This is a genomic window from Allobosea vaviloviae, assembly GCF_001298265.1.
In the GTDB taxonomy this organism is placed as follows: Bacteria; Pseudomonadota; Alphaproteobacteria; order Rhizobiales; family Beijerinckiaceae; genus Allobosea; species Allobosea vaviloviae_B.
Genome location: NZ_LGSZ01000042.1, coordinates 38,068 through 56,196, shown reverse-complemented (window position 1 = coordinate 56,196; position 18,129 = coordinate 38,068). Strand labels below are relative to the sequence as shown.

Here is an 18,129-nt window from a genome sequence, read left to right as displayed (position 1 = left end):
CTCACTCCGCCGGCTGGTTGGGGGAGCGGGCCGACGGTCCGGCCGTCAGCACGCGGCGTGTCCGGACGACCTGGTAGCCTTTGCGGCCGAGATACCAGACCGGCGCGGACCAGATGTGGACCAGCCGCGAGAACGGGAAGATCAGGAAGATCGTCATGCCGAGCACGAGATGGACCAGATAGGGCCAGTTTAGCCCTTGCAGGGTCTGCGCATCGACCGGCTGGACCGTCAGGATGCCCTGCGCCCAATGCGACAGCACCAGCATGACCGAGGCGTCGTGGTGGCTGAAAGAATAGGGCAGCGTCACCAGGCCGAGCACGAGCTGGATCCAGAGGATCGCCAGCACGCCGAGGTCCATATGGGTCGAGGTCTGGCGGATGCGCGCGTCGAACAGCCGCCGGTGCAGGAGCAACGACAGGCCGACGAAGCAGATCGCCCCCGCCACGCCACCGGCGATGATGGCGATGAACTGCTTCTGCTCGGGCGTGATGACCAGGGTGTACAGCGCCGTCGGGGTCAACAGGCCGACCGTGTGCCCCATCAGCAGGAAAAGAATGCCGATGTGGAAGAGGTTGGAGCCCAGCGAAAGCTGCTTCTTGCGCAGCATCTGGCTGGACGACGCCTTCCAGGTGTACTGCTCGCGGTCGAACCGGATGATCGAGCCAAAAATGAAGGCCGACAGGCAGACGTAAGGATACCAGACGAAGAGGATGTGAAAGATCGTGTCGCGCATGGTCTTCAGGCTCCCGTGCGGGTCGTGATGCCGGAATGGGTGACGGTCATACGCGGCCCGGCGCCCGGAACGGGTTCGAGCCCGGGCGCGGGCCGACGCGCCTGGCGCAGCTTGGCCGACAGCGTGTCTTTGCCGCAGTCCTCGGCGGCGGCGCCGGGGCCGAACAGAACCTCCTCCTCGGCCCAGGCCGCATCCAGCGCTTCGAGATCGTCGGGCTCCGGATCGGGCTCGGCCAGCAGCCGTTCGATCATCGCCCCGTCAGGCCGGGCCTGGCTCAGCCGGGCGAGCGCGGAGAAGACCGCCTCATAGGGCGAGTTGCGCTTGCGCAGGCGCTCGCGCAGCGCCGCAAAGACATGACCCGGCTGGCCGATCAGTTCGATCGCCTCGGCAGCCGTCCGTGTCGCGGCGAATTCGAGGAAGAGCGGCAGGAAGTCCGGGAGTTCCGTCACCGTCGGCGTGTAGCCGCCGTCCTCGTAGACCTTGATCAGATCGACCATGGCCTGGCCGCGGTCGCGGCTCTCGCCATGGACATGCTCGAAGAGATGCAGCGAGAGCGCCCGCGTCCGATCAAACAGCAGGATATAGCGCTCCTGCATGTCCATGAGGTCGCCGGCGGCGATGTCGTCGATCAGGAGCGCCAAGGAACGGCGCTCCGCGCGCGGCAGCACGGCCTCGCGCTCGAGCACGCCGATCAGCTCGTCGCGGGCGGCGAGGAGCTCCTCGGTCGGGTAGGACAGGAGGGCGGAGAGGACCTTCAGCGTCTTCATCTCAGAGCGCTCCCATCTTGGGCTTGTCGTTCTTGAGCTTGATGCCGCCAAACAGGTTGACCTTGTCGTCGCTGGGCAGGCAGCCATCGCCGAAGGAGAAACCGCACTGGCCGCGCAACTCGTAGGCGTCCTGCGTCACCTCGCGATGGGTCGTCGGGATGACGAAGCGGTCCTCGTAGTTGGCGATCGCCATGATGTGGTACATCTGCTCGATCTGCACGCCGGTGAGGCCGACGCGCCGGGCGATGGCCTCGTCGAGGACGCCGTCGACCGTCTTGGCGCGCATATAGGCGCGCATCGCCAGCATCCGCTCCAGCCCGGTCGCGACCGGGGCCTCGTCTCCGGCGGTCAGCAGATTGGCGAGGTATTTGAGTGGGATACGCAGCGACTTGACGTCGGGCATGCCGCCGTCGACGCCCATCTTGCCGGCTTCCGCCGCCGCCGTGATCGGGGAGAGCGGCGGCACGTACCAGACCATGGGTAGGGTGCGGTATTCCGGGTGCAGCGGGAAGGCGACCTTCCATTCCATCGCCATCTTCCAGATCGGCGACTGGCGCGCAGCCTCCAGCCAGGCTTCCGAGATGCCGTCGGCGCGCGCCTGGGCGATCACCGCGGGATCGTTGGGATCCATGAAGATCTTGAGCTGCGCCTCGTAGAGGTCCTGGTCGGACGCGGTCGAGGCCGCCTCCTCGATGCGGTCGGCGTCATAGAGCATCACGCCGAGATAGCGGATGCGCCCCACGCAGGTTTCCGAGCAAACGGTCGGTTGGCCGGCCTCAATGCGGGGGTAGCAGAAGATGCACTTCTCGGACTTGCCGGACGACCAGTTGAAATAGATCTTCTTGTAGGGACAGCCCGAGACACACATGCGCCAGCCGCGGCACTTGTCCTGATCGATCAGGACGATGCCGTCCTCCTCGCGCTTGTAGATCGCGCCCGAGGGGCAGGCGGCGGCGCAGGTCGGGTTGAGGCAGTGCTCGCACAGCCTCGGCAGGTACATCATGAAGGTGTTTTCGAACTGGCCGTACATCTCCTTCTGGATGCCCTCGAAATTGGCATCCTTGGAGCGCTTGGCGAATTCGCCGCCCAGGATCTCCTCCCAGTTCGGGCCCCATTCGATTTTTTCCATGCGCTCGCCGGTGATCAGCGAACGCGGGCGCGCCGTGGGGAAGGCCTCCAGCTCGGGCGCCTTCTGGAGATGCTCATAATCGAAGGTGAACGGCTCGTAGTAGTCGTCGATCTCGGGCATGTTCGGATTGGCGAAAATGTTCGCCAGGATCCGCCATTTGCCGCCGATCTTCGGTTCGATCTTGCCGTTCGCCTTGCGGCGCCAGCCGCCCTTCCATTTGTCCTGGTTTTCCCAGTCCTTCGGGTAGCCGATGCCGGGCTTGGTCTCGACGTTGTTGAACCAGGCGTATTCCATGCCTTCCCGGTTCGTCCAAACGTTCTTGCAGGTCACCGAACAGGTGTGACAGCCGATGCATTTGTCGAGATTCAGCACCATGCCGATCTGAGCGCGGATTTTCATCGTCGTGATCCTTTTCACTCTGCGGCTTGGGCGGGGACAGGAGCGCGCAACGCGTCGGCATGGGGGCGTTCGAGCCAGTCGACGGTCTTCAGCTTGCGGATCACCACGAACTCGTCGCGGTTGGTGCCGATCGTGCCGTAATAGTTGAAGTCGTAGGCGAGCTGCGCATAGCCGCCGATCATGTGCGTCGGGTTGATGACGATGCGCGTGACCGAGTTGTGGATGCCGCCGCGATTGCCGGTCATCTCCGAGCCCGGCACGTTCACGATCTTCTCCTGCGCGTGGTACATGAAGAGCGTGCCGTCCTTCATGCGCTGCGAGACCACGGCACGGGCGACGAGCGCGCCGTTGCTGTTGAAGGCCTCGACCCAGTCGTTATCGACGATGCCGGCTCGCTTCGCGTCGGTCTCGCTGAGCCAGACGATCGGCCCGCCGCGCGACAGCGTCAGCATCATCAGGTTGTCGGTGTAGGTGGAGTGGATGCCCCATTTCTGGTGCGGCGTGATGAAGTTGAGGACGATCTGCTTTTCGCCGTTTGGCTTCTGGTCGATCACCGGGGCAACCGCGCGCAGGTCGAGCGGCGGGCGGTAGACGCACAGCCCCGCACCGAAGGCGCGCATCCAGAGATGATCCTGGTAGAGCTGCTGGCGGCCGGTCAGCGTGCGCCACGGGATCAGCTCGTGGACGTTGGTGTAGCCGGCGTTGTAGCAGACCTTCTCGCTCTCCAGCCCCGACCAGGTTGGCGCCGAGATGATCTTGCGCGGTTGGGCGACGACGTCACGGAAGCGGATCTTCTCGTCTTCCTTGGGCAGGGCCAGATGGGTGTGTTCGCGCCCGGTCGCCTTGCCGAGCGCGGCCCAGGCCTTGACCGCGACCTCGCCATTGGTTTCCGGCGCCAGCATCAGGATCATCTCGGCGGCGTCGATGTCGGTGACGATCTTGGCGAGGCCCTTGTTGGCACCCTCGAGATGGACGCCGTTCAGCGCCTTGAGGTGTTCGACCTCATGGCCGGTCTTCCAGGCCATGCCCTTGATGCCGTTGCCGATCGTGTCCATCAGCGGACCGAGCGCGGTGAAGCGGGCATAGAGGTTAGGGTAGTCGCGCTCGACCACCGTCACCACCGGCATCGTCTTGCCAGGGATCGGCTCGCACTCGCCCTTCTTCCAGTCCTTGGGGTCGAAAGCCTGGGCGATCTCGTTGGGGCTGTCGTGCTTGATGGGGTTGAGGACCACGTCCTTCTCGACGCCGAGCACTTCGGGCGCGACCTTGGAGAAGGCCTTGGCCAGGCCCTTGTAGATTTCCCAGTCCGAGCGCGCCTCCCAGGCCGGGTCCACCGCGCCGGTCAGCGGATGGATGAAGGGGTGCATGTCGGAGGTGTTGAGGTCGTTCTTCTCGTACCAGGTGGCGGTCGGCAGGACGATGTCGGAGTAGACGCAGGTGGTCGACATCCGGAAGTCGAGCGTGACCAGAAGGTCGAGCTTTCCCTCCGGCGCATGCTCGTGCCAGACGGCTTCCGTCGAACGCGCGCGGCCCTCGGGGCCCAGATCCTTGCCCAGCACGCCATGGGTCGTTCCGAGCAGGTGCTTGAGGAAATACTCGTGGCCCTTGCCAGACGATCCCAGCAGGTTGGAGCGCCAGACGAACAAATTGCGCGGCCAGTTGACCGGGTTGTCGGGGTCCTCGCAGGACAGCTTCAGCGAGCCGTCCTTCAGCGACTTCGCGACGTAGTCCTTGGGCTCCATGCCGGCAGCCGAGGCGTCCTTAGCGACCTGCAGCGGGTTAGTTTCGAGCTGCGGCGCGGATGGCAGCCAGCCCATCCGCTCGGCGCGGATGTTGTAGTCGATCAGAGTGCCGTCCCAGGGACCCGCGGGCGCCGTGGGCGAGACGAGATCGGCGACGCGCACGGTCTCGTAGCGCCACTGGTCGGTATGGGCATAGAAGGCCGAGGTCGAGTTCTGTTGGCGCGGCGGTCGACCCCAGTCGAGTGCGAAGGCGAGCGGCGCCCAGCCGGCCTGCGGGCGCAGTTTTTCCTGCCCGACATAATGCGCCCAGCCACCCCCCGACTGTCCGACGCAGCCGCACATCACCAGCATGTTGATGACGCCGCGGTAGTTCATGTCGGCGTGGTACCAGTGGTTCATCGCGGCCCCGATGATGATCATCGAGCGGCCCTTGGTCTTCTCGGCATTGGTCGCGAATTCCCGCGCGACACGGATGATCTTGTCGCGCGAGACCCCGGTGATCCTTTCGGCCCAGGCTGGGGTGTAGGGCGTGTCGTCATCGAGCGAGGACGCGACATTGTCCCCGCCATAGCCGCAGTCGACGCCGTAGTTGGCGAGAAAGAGGTCGTGGACGGAGGCGACGAGCGTCTCGCCCTCCGCGAGCGCAAGGCGCTTCACCGGGACCAGGCGCTTCAGGACGCTGCCATGGTCGGTCGAGGCGAAGTGCTCGTGCTCGATGTTGCCGAAATAGGGGAAGGCGATTTCGGCGAGCTCATCCCTGATCTCGGCCAGCGACAGCCGCAGCTTCGTCGGAGCGCCGGCGGCGTCCTTCTCCTCGAGATTCCATTTGCCGCTCTCGCCCCAGCGGAAGCCGATCGTGCCGCCGGGCGCGACGATCTTGCCGGTGGTCTCGTCGAAGGCGACGGTCTTCCATTCGGGGTTGTTGGCCTCGCCGAGGCCGGCATCGAAATCCGACGCCCGGATGAAGCGGTCGGGGACGAGGTTGTCGCCCTGCTTCACCAGCTTCACCAGCATCGGCATGTCGCTGTACTGGCGGACATAGTCCCGGAAATACGGCACCTGCCGGTCGATATGGTATTCCTTCAGGATGACGTGGCCCATGGCCATCGCCAACGCCGAGTCCGTGCCCTGCTTCACGCTCAGCCAGATGTCGCCAAACTTGGCGGCCTCCGAGTAGTCGGGGCAGATCACCGCGCTCTTCATGCCCTTGTAGCGGGCCTCGGTGTAGAAATGCGCGTCGGGCGTCCGGGTCTGGGGGACGTTGGAGCCCCACAGGATGATGAAGCCGGCATTGTACCAATCGGCCGATTCCGGAACGTCGGTCTGCTCGCCCCAGGTCTGCGGCGAGGCCGGCGGCAGGTCGCAGTACCAGTCGTAGAAGGACAAGCAGACGCCGCCCATCAGCGACAGGTAGCGCGAGCCCGCGGCATAGGAGACCATGGACATGGCCGGGATCGGCGAGAAGCCGAACACCCGGTCGGGGCCGTAGGTCTTGGCCGTGTAGGCGTTGGCGGTGGCGATGATTTCGGTCGCCTCGTCCCAGCCCGCCCGCACAAAGCCACCATGGCCGCGCTTGCTGGTATAGGCCGCACGCTTCTCCGGGTTCTCGATGATGCTCTTCCAGGCCGCGACCGGCGTCAGCGTCGCCCGGGCCTCGCGCCAGAGCTTGAGCAGCCGGGCCCTGATCAGCGGGTACTTCACCCGGTTGCCGGAGTAGAGGTACCAGCTATAGGACGCCCCGCGTGAGCAACCGCGCGGCTCATGGTTGGGCAGGTCAGGCCGGGTGCGCGGATAGTCTGTCTGCTGCGTCTCCCAGGTGACGATGCCGCCCTTGACGTAGATCTTCCAGGAGCAGGAGCCGGTGCAGTTGGCGCCGTGGGTGGAGCGCACGATCTTGTCGTGCTGCCAGCGCTTCCGGTAGCCGTCCTCCCAGCTCCGGTCCTCGCTCGTCATGACGCCGTGGCCATTGGAGAACGGCTCGGAAACCTTGTTGAAGAAGGTCAATCGGTCGAGAAAATGGCTCATTGTGGTCCCCTCGAGGGAAATCGGAATCGGAGGGCGAAGATCATTCAGCCGGTGTCGGAAGCGGGCTGGCGGGCGAGGCCGGCACGCCATGCTCGGTGTCGAAGAGGAGGCCACCGGGGCGGGTGTAGAACCACCAGGTGATTGCGATGCAGCTGAGGTAGAAGCCGAGGAAGCCGTAGAGCGCCGCCCCTGCCCCTCCCGTCATTGCGATCGAGGTGCCGAAGCTCTTCGGGATGAAGAAGGCGCCGTAGGCGGCGATTGCGGAGGTGAAGCCGATGATGGCGGCGGCTTCCTTGTCCGACTGTTTGACGCGCTCGGGCTGGCTCATCTGGGGTTCGAGGCGCGCGACCTCGAGCCGCATGATCGCCGGGATCATCTGGAAGGTGGAGGCGTTGCCGACCCCGGTCGCCGCGAAGAGGAACAGGAAGCTCGCGAAGAAGACGGGGAAAGCGCTCGCGTCGCCCTTCATGCCGATGGCGTAGAGCACGCCGCCGACGCCGAGGCTCATCGCGATGAACACCCAGAAGGTGATCCGCCCCCCGCCGATCCGGTCGCACGGCTTGCCAGCGCCAGCGCGGGCCAGAGCACCGACGAGCGGGCCGAGGAAAGCGTATTGGAGCGCGTTGATCTCGGGAAAGAGGATCTTCGACAGCAAGGGGAAGGCCGCCGAGAACCCGATGAAGGAGCCGAAGGTGCCGGTGTAGAGCCAGCACATGATCCAGTTGTGGGTACGCCGGAAGATCACCGCCTGATCGGCGAAGGAGGCCTTCATCGTCGCGATGTCGTTCATGCCGAACCAGGCCGCGAAGGCCGAGGCGATGATGAAAGGCACGAAGACGAAGCCGGCGTTCTGCAGCCAGAGCGTCGAGGTGACGCCGCCCACGGTCGCCGTCTGCGGTGCCCCTCCAAGCGCACCGAAGACGCCGGCGGTGATCGCCAGCGGCACCACGAACTGGACGACACTGACGCCGAGGTTGCCCAGGCCCGCATTGATGGCCAGCGCGTTGCCCTTCTCCGACTTGGGGAAGAAGAAGGAGATGTTGGCCATCGACGAGGCGAAGTTGCCTCCGCCAAAGCCGCAGAGCAGTGCCAGGCCAAGGAAGATCCAGTAGGGCGTCTCAGGATTCTGGACGGCGAAACCCATGCCGAGCGCGGGGATCAGCAGCGACCATGTCGCGAGCGTCGTCCAGAGGCGGCCGCCGAAGATCGCGGGCATGAAGCTGTAGAAGATGCGCAGCGTGGCCCCCGACAGCCCCGGCAGCGAGGCAAGCCAGAAGAGCTGTTCGTTGGTGAAGGCGAAGCCGACGCTCGGCAGTTTGGCGACGACGACCGACCAGACCATCCAGACCGCGAAGGACAAGAGCAGGCACGGCACCGAGATCCAGAGGTTTTGCCGGGCGATGGCCTTGCCCGTCTGGTCCCAGAACGCCTTGTTCTCGGGGCGCCAGTCCTGGATCGCGCCTGTGGCGGCGAGCGCACCCGCCAGGGCCACGCCGTGGATGGGCTGCATCTCAGGCAGTTCCGGCAGGTTCTGAACCGGCACGCCAGCCACCGCCGCGGCCTTTTCCATCTGGCGGACGGCCAGATGCATCCAGATCAGCGAGACTGCGGCGATCACGAACAGCAGCCAGAAGCAGCTCTGCCAGACGCCCGTGAGGTCGTTCAGCGCGCCGAAGGCGATCGGCAGGACGAAGCCGCCGAGGCCACCAACGAGGCCGACAACGCCGCCGACCGCACCGACCCGGTCGGGATAATAGACCGGGATGTGCTTGTAGACCGCGGCCTTGCCCAGGCTCATGAAGAAGCCGAGGACGAAGGCGACCGCCATGAAGCCCAGCAGGCCCATTCGCGTGGAAAACGCGATCGGGCCGCGGATGCCCTCGACCACGTACTGCGTCGGTGGGTAGGCGAGGATGAAGGTGCAGACAACCGCGACCAGGAAGGTCCAGTACATCACCGTGCGGGCGCCGTATTTGTCCGAGAGATGCCCGCCATAGGCGCGGAAGATCGAGGCCGGGATCGAGTACATCGCGCCGACCATGCCGGCGGTGGCGATGTCGAGGCCGTAGACGCCGATCAGGTAGCGCGGCAGCCACAGCGCCAATGCGACGAAGCCGCCGAAGACAAAGAAGTAGTAGAGCGAGAAGCGCCAGACCTGGATGTTCTTCAGGGGCTCCATCATCGCCGAGAGCGGCTCGGGCTTCTGACCGGAGGCGCGGCGCCGGGCGAGGTCGGGATCGTCCTTGGTGAACAGGAAGAAGATCACGGCGGTGATCGCGAGCGCGATGGCCCAAACCAGAGCCACCGTCTTCCAGCCATAGGCGATCATGATGACGGGGGCTGCGAACTTGGTGACCGCTGCGCCGACATTGCCGGCGCCGAAGATGCCGAGCGCCGTGCCCTGCTTCTCCTTGGGATACCACTTCACCACATAGGCGACGCCGACCGAGAACGATCCGCCGGCGATGCCGACGCCAAGCGCCGCGATCAGGAACGTCGTGTAGTCATAGGCGAAGGTGAGCAGTCCGGTCATCACGGCCGCGGACAGCATGGTGATCGTGTAGACGACCCGGCCGCCATACTGGTCGGACCAGATGCCCAGAAGCAGGCGAATGAGCGAGCCGGTCAGGATCGGCGTGCCGACCAACAGGCCGAACTGGGTCTCGGAAAGCCCGAGGTCCTTTTTGATCTGGATACCGATGATCGCGAAGATCGTCCAGACCGCGAAGCAGACTGTGAAAGCAATGGTCGAAAGCCAGAGCGCCCGGCCCTGCTCCGATGGTGAGACCGCTACACCGCTCATGTCTACCCCCGCGTTCAATCAAGACGGGGCAGGTGTCGTTCTCACAGAGTCTTTTCTCTTTGATGCAAATCAAGCATGGAGACGGTCTATAGTCTTTCAAGATCGTCACATATATTTATCATTTCAGAATCCGCCGATTCTCAATAAAAGAAGTGGGATTTCTCAGGGCTGAGCTTGATAAAAATCAAGACAATAATTGCGCTGGCGGCTATAGAGTGCGTGCGAGGGGGGATCATGCGTCACGACGAAATCGAGGAAATGCGAACGCTTCCGCTGTTCGTCGGCGTCGCCTCGACGCATGTCGAATCGATGCTCCGCGCTTCGTTTCTGCAGCGGTTTCCCGCCCATGTGGAACTGGCTCGGGAAGGCGATCCAGCCGATTTCCTGCACGTCATCATCGACGGACAGATCGAGATGTACTCCGCCTATCGCGATCGCGAGACGACGATCTCGGTGATCGGACCCGGACACAGCTTCATCGTGGCCGCCGTCATTCTCGATCGCGTCTATCTGAAATCAGCCCGTGCACTTCTGCCGTCGCGCGTCTTGCTGATCCCGGCCGAGGCGGTGCGACGCTCGTTCGGCGAGGACGCCGCCTTCTCCCGCGCGCTCGCGCTCGAACTGGCTGGTGCCTATCGCAGCGTCGTCAGGGAGCTGAAGAACCAGAAACTGCGATCGTCCCTCGAGCGCCTCGCGAACTGGGTTCTGACGCATGATGGCGAGAGCGGTGGGACGGGACGCTTCGAGTTGCCCTTCGACAAGAAGGTCCTGGCCTCGCGCCTAGGAATGGCGCCCGAGGTTCTGTCCCGCTCGATCGCGGCCCTAATCCCCTACGGCGTGAAGGTCTCGGGACGGGCCGTCGAGATCAGCGACATGGGTGCTTTGACCGGTCTCGCCCATCCATCTCCCACGATCGATGGCACGGTCAGCTGACGATCGGCCTTAACCGGCCTGGTCGGTCTTCAACCGCCGGTGACGCTCATATGCCGCCCGACGGCGGGCTTGGCGCGGCGGCGGTCGATGACGAAGTCGTGGCCCTTGGGCTTGCGGGCGATCGCCTCTTCCATCGCCTTGTGCAGCAGGGCGTCGTCGGCGGAGGCCCGCAGCGGCGCGCGCAGATCGGCGGCGTCCTCCTGGCCGAGGCACATATAGAGCGTGCCCGTGCAGGTCAGCCTCACCCGGTTGCAGCTCTCGCAGAAATTATGCGTCATCGGCGTGATGAAGCCGATGAGCCCGCCCGTCTCCTGGACGCGGACATAGCGGGCCGGCCCGCCGGTCCGGTAGGGATCCTCGACGAGGTTGTATTTGTCCATCAGCCGCGCCCGCACCACCGAGAGCGGCAGGAACTGGTCGATACGGCCCGGCTCGATCTCGCCGAGCGGCATCACCTCGATCAGGGTCAGGTCCATGCCGAGGCCATGAGCCCAGGTCATCAGGCTCTCGATCTCGTCCTCGTTGACGCCCTTCAGCGCGACCGCGTTGATCTTGACCCGCATCCCGGCCTTGCGCGCCGCCTCGATGCCGCCCAGCACCTTGTCGAGATCGCCCCAGCGCGTGATCTGGCGGAACTTGTCGGGATCGAGCGTGTCGAGCGAGACATTGATCCGGCGCACGCCGTAATCGGCCATTTCCTGGGCGTAGCGGTCGAGCAGGGAGCCGTTCGTGGTCAGCGTTAGCTCCTCCAGCGCACCCGTGGCGAGATGCCGCGAGAGCGATCGGAACAGGCTCATCACGTCGCGCCGCACCAGCGGCTCGCCGCCGGTCAGGCGCAGCTTGCGCGTGCCCCGCGCGATGAAGGCCGTTGCGAGGCGGTCGATCTCCTCCAGCGTCAGCAGGTCGCGCTTCGGCAGGAAGGTCATGTCCTCGGACATGCAGTAGACGCAGCGGAAATCGCAGCGATCCGTCACCGAAATCCGCAGATAGGAGATGTCGCGGCCGAACGGGTCGGTCAGCATGGGCCGCGCAAGAGGCGCGATTGGGTCAAACCGCATGGCTTGGGGAATCCTCAGCCCTGAAAAGCACCAGAGAACGGGTGAAACCGGATCAGATCGCCAGGACAGAGATCTGCGCATTCGGCGGCGATCTCGGCGAGCCCATCCGCGAGGGCGAGTGGGCGAAGCTGTGCTGCACTCCCCTTGCCGATGATTTCCGCCCTGACCTCCTGTCCCTTGTCAGACACCAGCCGCGCAGGGACATATTCCGTACGACCGGGGCGCCGCGCAAACCCCGCCGCGATGGCCAATGGATAGCCGATGTGCGGACGATGAGGCCGTCCCTGCAGAGCGCCCACCATGGCGTGTCCCAGGATGAGCCAGGACACGAGGCTTGCGACCGGATTCCCGGGGAGCCCCAGATACGCAGCCTGGCCGATCCTGCCCACGATCGCCGGTTTGGCTGGCTTGAGGGCGATCTTCAGCACCCGACCGCTCCCTCCCGCGTGTCTCAAGGCAGCAAGGCTATGGTCCTCTTCGCCGACCGAAGCTCCTCCGGTGCTGATCACGAGATCAGAACGCTGCGAAAACATCCGCAGCCGGTCTGCAATCTCCGCACATGAGTCCGGTGCCCGGCCGCCATCGATCACGTCGTGCCCCGCCTGGCCAATCAGCGACAGCAGCATGGGGCGGTTCGAGTCATAGACCGCTGCGCCACTCAGCATGGCGCCTGCGTCCTGCAATTCATCGCCGGTGGAAAAAACAGCGATCCGCAGCCTGGACCTGACCGCAACGGTTTCCGCTCCCTGGGCGGCGAGCATGGCGATATGGCGAGGATCAAGCTTGATGCCGGGCTTCAGCAGCGGTTCGAGCGGCTCGATATCCTCGCCCTGATGACGGACGTTGTCGCCGGCAGTCATTCGGCGCGTCAGGACAATCGATGTATCGTCTCGTTCGACATGCTCCTGCATCACGACGGCGTCAGCGCCCTCCGGCATCGGAGCGCCTGTGAAAATGCGGGCAGCCTCCCCGACCGATAAACGCCGGCCGCAACGCCCAGCCGGCACACGATCCACGACCTTGAGACGCGTGCCTTCAGAGAGGCCTGATGCCGCGGCCAGGGCATAGCCGTCCATCGCCGATTGAGTGAAGGGTGGCGAAGCAATGCGCGCCACAAAGGTCTCGGCCAGGACCCGTCCCGCGGACTCGTTCAGTCGCACGGTTTCGCCCCGCGAAAGCGGCCTGGCGCACGCGATCGCCGCGGCGCAGGCCTCAGCGATGGACATGAACGGGTTGCGGGAGATCTGGTCGACGACGGCGTCCATGGTGTCTCCCTTTCAAGTGGGTAGGGTCACTGATGGACGGTGACTGAAGAATCTCGACCCGGGGCCGTGTGATCCAGCCGCAGCTGAACCGCCCTTGCACTTAGGCCGAGGTCAAAATCGTCGAACGACCGCAGAGGCTGCTGCAGGAAGCTGGACCTCGGGCCACAATCTTCGCGTTCGTTCTGCAAGTCTTTGACCAAAATCAAACAGGAGAGGAGCATCTTCGTCGTTAACGTCACGGCAGGGTTCCGGCCGTGACGCATCAACGACAACCTTTACTGGCAGCGGCCCGCGCTGGATGCCTGGGTGCGTGAATGCGGTCGTCAGCGCAGCCATCTCTGAGCATAGATGACCCGTTGACCTGGACGTCAAGCGCCTGTCCGCGGCCTTGGCGGCCGGGCCTAGCGTGAAGCCGGCATGTCGGAAGAAGCGATGAACTGAAGCCGTCCCGGCAGGCTGCGCAGGCCGGCTCCCGACGAACCCATCGTCCTTGTTTGCCAAAACACAAAGAAGCCTGCTTGCGTGGGCGATACGAACGCCCTGGCTCCCGCCCCGTCATGCACGAGGCCGGGAGCGCGGCACCGGCAAGGTCTGGAGCTTGCCGCTACCGCTCGCAGCAGAAGGGTGAACGCATGGCCGAACGTCTGACCAAGACGGGAGCGCGAAACGTCTTTTACGGCGGCTCGATTTTCTTCTTCGCCATCTTCGTGGGACTGACCGCCCACAGCCACTGGTTCATGCGGACGCAGTCGACGGACGAAGCGACGCTGACGCCGGCGGTGGCGCGCGGCAAGCATGTCTGGGAACGCCATTCCTGCATCAACTGCCACACGCTGCTCGGAGAAGGCGCCTATTTCGCACCCGAGCTCGGCAATGTCTGGAAGCGCTATGGCGGTGAGAAGGATCCGGCCGGCGCCCGCGAATCGCTCAAGGCCTGGATGGGCGCACAGCCCAGCGGCATCGAGGGGCGGCGCCAGATGCCGCAGTTCAACCTCACCGACCGGGAACTGAACGATCTCGCCGATTTTCTCGAATGGACGAGCCGGATCAAGACCCAGAACTGGCCGCCCAACGAGGCCGGTTGAAATGTCGCGACAGGAGAAAGCCATGCCAGGCTACAATACGACGAAATACAAGACCCAGAACGTCGCGATGCTCTATTTCTACGGTGCGCTCGCCCTGTTTCTCGCGCAGGTCACGTTCGGCGTCGTGGCCGGGCTGATCTATGTTCTGCCCAATACGCTGTCCGTGCTGCTGCCGTTCAATATCGTGCGCATGATCCACACCAATGCGCTGGTGGTCTGGCTGCTGCTCGGCTTCATGGGCGCGACCTATTACCTGCTGCCGGAGGAGGCCGAGACCGAACTCTACAGCCCCAGGCTCGCCATCCTCCAGTTCTGGCTGTTCTTCATCGCGGCGGCGATCGCGGTCGTGGGCTATCTGTTCCGCATCCATGAGGGCCGGGAATTCCTCGAACAGCCCTTCGCGATCAAGGTCGGCATCGTGATCGTGGTGCTGATCTTCCTGTTCAACATCACCATGACCTCCCTGAAGGGCCGCAAGACGACCGTCACGAACATCCTTCTGTTCGGGCTCTGGGGGCTGGCGGTCTTCTTCCTGTTCGCCTTCTACAACCCGGCCAACCTCGCGCTCGACAAGATGTACTGGTGGTACGTCATCCATCTCTGGGTCGAGGGCGTCTGGGAGCTGATCATGGCTTCGGTCCTGGCCTTCCTGATGATCAAGCTCAACGGCGTCGACCGCGAGGTGGTCGAGAAGTGGCTCTACGTCATCGTCGGACTGGCGCTGTTTTCCGGCATCCTCGGCACCGGCCACCATTACTACTGGATCGGCGCACCCGGATACTGGCAGTGGATCGGCTCGCTGTTCTCGACGCTCGAGGTCGCGCCCTTTTTCACCATGGTGATCTTCACCTTCCAGATGACCTGGAAAGCCGGCCGCAACCATCCCAACAAGGCGGCGCTGCTCTGGTCGATCGGCTGCTCGGTGATGGCCTTCTTCGGCGCCGGCGTCTGGGGCTTCCTGCACACGCTGTCCTCGGTCAACTACTACACCCACGGCACGCAGTTGACCGCGGCCCACGGACACCTCGCCTTCTTTGGCGCCTATGTGATGCTGAATCTCGCGATGATGGCCTACGCCATTCCCGAACTGAAGGGCCGGGCGCCCTATAATCAGGGCCTCTCGATCGCGAGCTTCTGGCTGATGGTGACGGCGATGTCGGTGATGACCTTCGCGCTGACCTTCGCCGGAGTCATCCAGGCACATCTCCAGCGCGTGCTCGGCCAGCCCTTCATAGAGGTCCAGGACCAACTGGCGCTGTTCTACTGGATCAGGCTCGGCTCCGGCGTCGTGGTCGTGCTGTCCGTACTGATGTTCGTCTGGGCCGTTTTGGTTCCCGGCAAGGAACACCGGGCGGAGTTCGCCGGCCTCGCCCAGCCTGCCGAATGACGTCCAGGCCCCCGCCGGTCTCCTCCGGCGGGGCTTCCCTCGAATCGCTCACGGGAGCCGTGAAGATGAACATGATCAGATCGCCACTGCCGTCCGGCATTCCCATTCCCGACGTGATCGACATCCCCGTCTACAGCGCCTGGGGCAACGAGCGTTCCCTCTTCGAGAAGGCCTGGGAGCGACGCCTGCCCTTGCTGCTCAAGGGGCCGACCGGCTCCGGCAAGACGCGCTTCGTCACCCATATGGCGGCAAGCCTCGGCCTGCCGGTCCATACCGTCGCCTGCCATGACGACCTTTCGGCGGCGGACCTGACCGGCCGCCATCTGCTGAAAGGCGGCGAGACCGTCTGGGTCGACGGGCCGCTGACGCGGGCCGTCCGCGAGGGCGGCCTGTGCTATCTCGACGAGATCGTCGAAGCCCGCAAGGACGTCGCAGTGGTGCTGCATCCGCTGACCGACGACCGGCGCATCCTGCCGCTGGAGCGGACTGGCGAGCTTCTGGTCGCGCCGCCCTCCTTCATGATCGCGGTCTCCTACAACCCCGGCTACCAGAACCTGCTGAAGAACCTGAAGCCGTCGACGCGGCAGCGCTTCGTCTCGATCACCTTCGACTTCCTGCCGCGCGAGCGGGAGATCGCGGTCGTCGCCGGCGAGAGCGGGCTCGACGAGGCCAGGGTCGCGCCGCTGGTCGATCTCGCCCGGCGCCTGCGCGCCCTGAAAGGGCAGGACATCGAGGAAGGCGTCTCGACGCGCCTGCTGGTCTATGGCGCCAGCCTGATCGCGGCCGGCCTGCCGCAGCGCGAGGCGGTCATGGCCGCCATCATCGAGCCGCTGACCGACGAGCCGGAGGTCAGGGCCGGACTGACCGAGATCGCGCGCGCCGTCCTCGGCTGAAAGCTGACACCATGCTTGATTTCCTGGAGCTGGAAGAGACCGTCGGGCGATTCTGGCACCGGCTCGTCGGCGACACGGCGAGCTTCCCGCATCATCCGCAGGCGGCCGTGACCCTGGCCGAGCTCGGGCCGAGCCTCGCCGTCTGCTTCCGCGGCTTCGGCGGCGAACGCGGCGTCCGGCTGGTGCCGGCACGCGGACGCGCCGCCGCGCACCGGCTGAACCTGCGCCAGCGCGTCGGTCTCGGCGAAGAGCGGCTCGCGCAGCCGGGGCGGACGCCAGACAGCCTCCAGCTTCCCGCCGAGATCGCACTCTTCCCGGAGCCGGACCTCAATCGCGATCTCTATGTCTGGCTCTGCGCCTGCATGGCGGTGATGGCGCCGAGCCCCGTCGTCGAGACCGATCCGCTGCACCGCGATCTCGCGCTGATCGCTGCGGCGGATCAGCTGGTCGCGGCCGTTCTCGCCGCATTCCCGGGCCTCGCGGCCCGATATCGCTGCCTCGCGGCCGCGACGCTCGCGAGCCGCCGGCGCGAGGGCCTGCCGGCGACCGAGGCGAAGGTCGAGGCGGCGATCGGCCGTCTCCTGCAGGGCCAGACGACGCAGGACGCCCCCGGGCCCGGCTGGCCTCCCGCCAAGGCGCCACCCGGCTATCTGCCGGCGCTCGGCGTGCCGCTCTGGCCGCTTGCCGCCGCCACCGAGCCCTCCCGCACGCGCCGGCGCGACGAGGACGGGCCGCCTCCGGCGGCGTCGCGCGCCGAGGCGCCGATGAAGCCCTATGCGGCGCGGCGCGACGAGACCGAGCAGGGCCGGCGCGAGCGCAGCCCCTTCATTCTCAACCGCTTCGAGAAGATCCTCGCCATGTCCGAGATGGTCGCGGTCGATCGGCGCACCGACGACAGTGAGGAACACGATCCCGAAGCGGCCGACGAGCTCGACGAGATGGTGCTCAGCGAGCGCAAGGGTCGCCCGGCCTCGCGCTTCCGCTTCGACCTCGACCTGCCGCCCGAAGCGATCGAGGCAACAGCGCTTTCGGGCACGCTGACCTATCCGGAATGGGATTTCCGCAGCGCCTGCTACCGGGAGAACCATTGCCGCGTTCTCACCGGCACGGCGCGTCAGGAGCTCGCGCCGCCGGCTCCCGACGCCGCGACGCGGGCTCTGGTGCGCAGCGTCAGACGCCAGTTCGAGGCCATGCGCCCGCTGCGCGAGCCACAGCGCGGCCAGATCGACGGCCCCGATCTCGACCTCGACGCCGTGGTCCGCCGCCAGGCCGATCTCGCGGCCGGAGGAGCGGGCAGCGACCGCATCCATCGCGCCAGCCGGCCCCAGGCCCATGATCTCGCCGTGACGACGCTGATGGACGTCTCGCTCTCGACCGATTCCTGGTTCGACGATCTGCGCGTGCTCGATGTCGAGAAGCAGGCGCTGACCGTCTTCGCGCACGGGCTGGCCGCCTGCGGCGACCGCCACGAGATCCTGACCTTCACCTCGCGCCGGCGCGACTGGGTCCGCATCGAGACGGTGAAGCGCTTCGACGAGGCGATGGGCGCGGCCGTCGAGGCCCGCATCGCCGCGCTCCGGCCGGGCTATTATACTCGCATCGGCGCGGCGATCCGCCATGCCGTTTCCGGCCTCAAGGCTCGACCCGACCGGAGGAAGCTGCTCATCGTCCTGACCGACGGCAAGCCCAACGACATCGACCATTATGAGGGCCGCTTCGCGATGGAGGACACCCGCAAGGCGGTGCTGGAGGCGCGCCGGGCCGGCATCTGCGTCTTCGCCGTCACGATCGACCGCGAGTCGCGTGCCTATGTCCCCTATCTTTTCGGCCAGAACGGCCACGCCATGGTCTCGAAGCTCGACCGCCTGCCCGCCGCGCTGCCGGCGATCTATCGCGCGCTCGCGGCCTGA

At 65.4% G+C, this 18,129-nt stretch carries 12 protein-coding genes; 5 read left to right on the top strand and 7 right to left on the bottom strand.

The window, feature by feature from the left end; all coding sequences use genetic code 11:
- Position 1 precedes the first annotated feature (1 nt).
- From narI to AE618_RS13750, 5 genes are read right to left on the bottom strand one after another with little or no spacing between them, the layout of a single operon-like run.
- Positions 2–733 carry a respiratory nitrate reductase subunit gamma gene (gene narI, locus AE618_RS13770; protein ID WP_054209650.1) on the bottom strand — a complete coding sequence of 244 codons (732 nt, stop codon included), beginning with the start codon at positions 731–733 and terminating at the stop codon, positions 2–4.
- 5 nt (positions 734–738) lie between these two features.
- A complete protein-coding gene (gene narJ / locus AE618_RS13765; protein WP_054209649.1) occupies positions 739–1,500 on the bottom strand; it encodes a nitrate reductase molybdenum cofactor assembly chaperone in 762 nt (253 codons plus the stop codon).
- Position 1,501: 1 nt separating this feature from the next.
- On the bottom strand, positions 1,502–3,028 hold the full coding sequence (gene narH / locus AE618_RS13760; protein WP_054209648.1) for a nitrate reductase subunit beta: 1,527 nt from the start codon (positions 3,026–3,028) through the stop codon (positions 1,502–1,504).
- 14 nt (positions 3,029–3,042) lie between these two features.
- Positions 3,043–6,795: a nitrate reductase subunit alpha gene (locus AE618_RS13755; protein ID WP_054209647.1), complete on the bottom strand. Its 3,753-nt coding sequence runs from the start codon at positions 6,793–6,795 to the stop codon at positions 3,043–3,045.
- 40 nt (positions 6,796–6,835) lie between these two features.
- A complete protein-coding gene (locus AE618_RS13750) occupies positions 6,836–9,598 on the bottom strand; it encodes a nitrate/nitrite transporter (protein ID WP_054209646.1) in 2,763 nt (920 codons plus the stop codon).
- A gap of 234 nt (positions 9,599–9,832) precedes the next feature.
- Here AE618_RS13750 and AE618_RS13745 point away from each other — a divergent pair, with 234 nt between their 5' ends.
- Entirely contained in the window at positions 9,833–10,531 is a 699-nt protein-coding gene (locus AE618_RS13745) for a cyclic nucleotide-binding domain-containing protein (RefSeq protein ID WP_054209645.1), read from the top strand.
- 29 nt (positions 10,532–10,560) lie between these two features.
- Here AE618_RS13745 and moaA read toward each other — a convergent pair whose 3' ends face one another.
- Both moaA and AE618_RS13735 read right to left on the bottom strand, forming a co-directional pair.
- A complete protein-coding gene (moaA, locus tag AE618_RS13740; protein WP_054209644.1) occupies positions 10,561–11,589 on the bottom strand; it encodes a GTP 3',8-cyclase MoaA in 1,029 nt (342 codons plus the stop codon).
- A gap of 14 nt (positions 11,590–11,603) precedes the next feature.
- Positions 11,604–12,854, bottom strand: coding sequence for a molybdopterin molybdotransferase MoeA (locus AE618_RS13735; protein WP_054209643.1), 1,251 nt, complete (start codon positions 12,852–12,854; stop codon positions 11,604–11,606).
- A 632-nt stretch (positions 12,855–13,486) separates the two neighbouring features.
- Here AE618_RS13735 and AE618_RS13725 point away from each other — a divergent pair.
- The 4 genes from AE618_RS13725 (at position 13,487) to AE618_RS13710 (ending at position 18,129) form a co-directional block, all read left to right on the top strand.
- Positions 13,487–13,939 carry a c-type cytochrome gene (locus tag AE618_RS13725; protein WP_054209641.1) on the top strand — a complete coding sequence of 151 codons (453 nt, stop codon included), beginning with the start codon at positions 13,487–13,489 and terminating at the stop codon, positions 13,937–13,939.
- A 22-nt stretch (positions 13,940–13,961) separates the two neighbouring features.
- Positions 13,962–15,326, top strand: coding sequence for a cbb3-type cytochrome c oxidase subunit I (locus tag AE618_RS13720; RefSeq protein ID WP_054209674.1), 1,365 nt, complete (start codon positions 13,962–13,964; stop codon positions 15,324–15,326).
- A gap of 71 nt (positions 15,327–15,397) precedes the next feature.
- Positions 15,398–16,219: a CbbQ/NirQ/NorQ/GpvN family protein gene (locus AE618_RS13715; RefSeq protein WP_372688820.1), complete on the top strand. Its 822-nt coding sequence runs from the start codon at positions 15,398–15,400 to the stop codon at positions 16,217–16,219.
- An 11-nt stretch (positions 16,220–16,230) separates the two neighbouring features.
- Positions 16,231–18,129 (top strand): VWA domain-containing protein, encoded by a 1,899-nt coding sequence (locus tag AE618_RS13710; protein WP_054209639.1) that lies wholly within the window; start codon positions 16,231–16,233, stop codon positions 18,127–18,129.

Bases quoted from the DNA above. Each gene is read 5' to 3' on its own strand.
- AE618_RS13720 (WP_054209674.1), top strand. From the start codon at position 13,962: ATGCCAGGCTACAATACGACGAAATACAAGACCCAGAACGTCGCGATG.
- AE618_RS13725 (WP_054209641.1), top strand. From the start codon at position 13,487: ATGGCCGAACGTCTGACCAAGACGGGAGCGCGAAACGTCTTTTACGGC.
- narH (WP_054209648.1), bottom strand. From the start codon at position 3,028: ATGAAAATCCGCGCTCAGATCGGCATGGTGCTGAATCTCGACAAATGC.
- AE618_RS13745 (WP_054209645.1), top strand. From the start codon at position 9,833: ATGCGTCACGACGAAATCGAGGAAATGCGAACGCTTCCGCTGTTCGTC.
- narJ (WP_054209649.1), bottom strand. From the start codon at position 1,500: ATGAAGACGCTGAAGGTCCTCTCCGCCCTCCTGTCCTACCCGACCGAG.
- AE618_RS13735 (WP_054209643.1), bottom strand. From the start codon at position 12,854: ATGGACGCCGTCGTCGACCAGATCTCCCGCAACCCGTTCATGTCCATC.
- moaA (WP_054209644.1), bottom strand. From the start codon at position 11,589: ATGCGGTTTGACCCAATCGCGCCTCTTGCGCGGCCCATGCTGACCGAC.
- AE618_RS13750 (WP_054209646.1), bottom strand. From the start codon at position 9,598: ATGAGCGGTGTAGCGGTCTCACCATCGGAGCAGGGCCGGGCGCTCTGG.
- AE618_RS13710 (WP_054209639.1), top strand. From the start codon at position 16,231: ATGCTTGATTTCCTGGAGCTGGAAGAGACCGTCGGGCGATTCTGGCAC.
- narI (WP_054209650.1), bottom strand. From the start codon at position 733: ATGCGCGACACGATCTTTCACATCCTCTTCGTCTGGTATCCTTACGTC.
- AE618_RS13715 (WP_372688820.1), top strand. From the start codon at position 15,398: ATGATCAGATCGCCACTGCCGTCCGGCATTCCCATTCCCGACGTGATC.
- AE618_RS13755 (WP_054209647.1), bottom strand. From the start codon at position 6,795: ATGAGCCATTTTCTCGACCGATTGACCTTCTTCAACAAGGTTTCCGAG.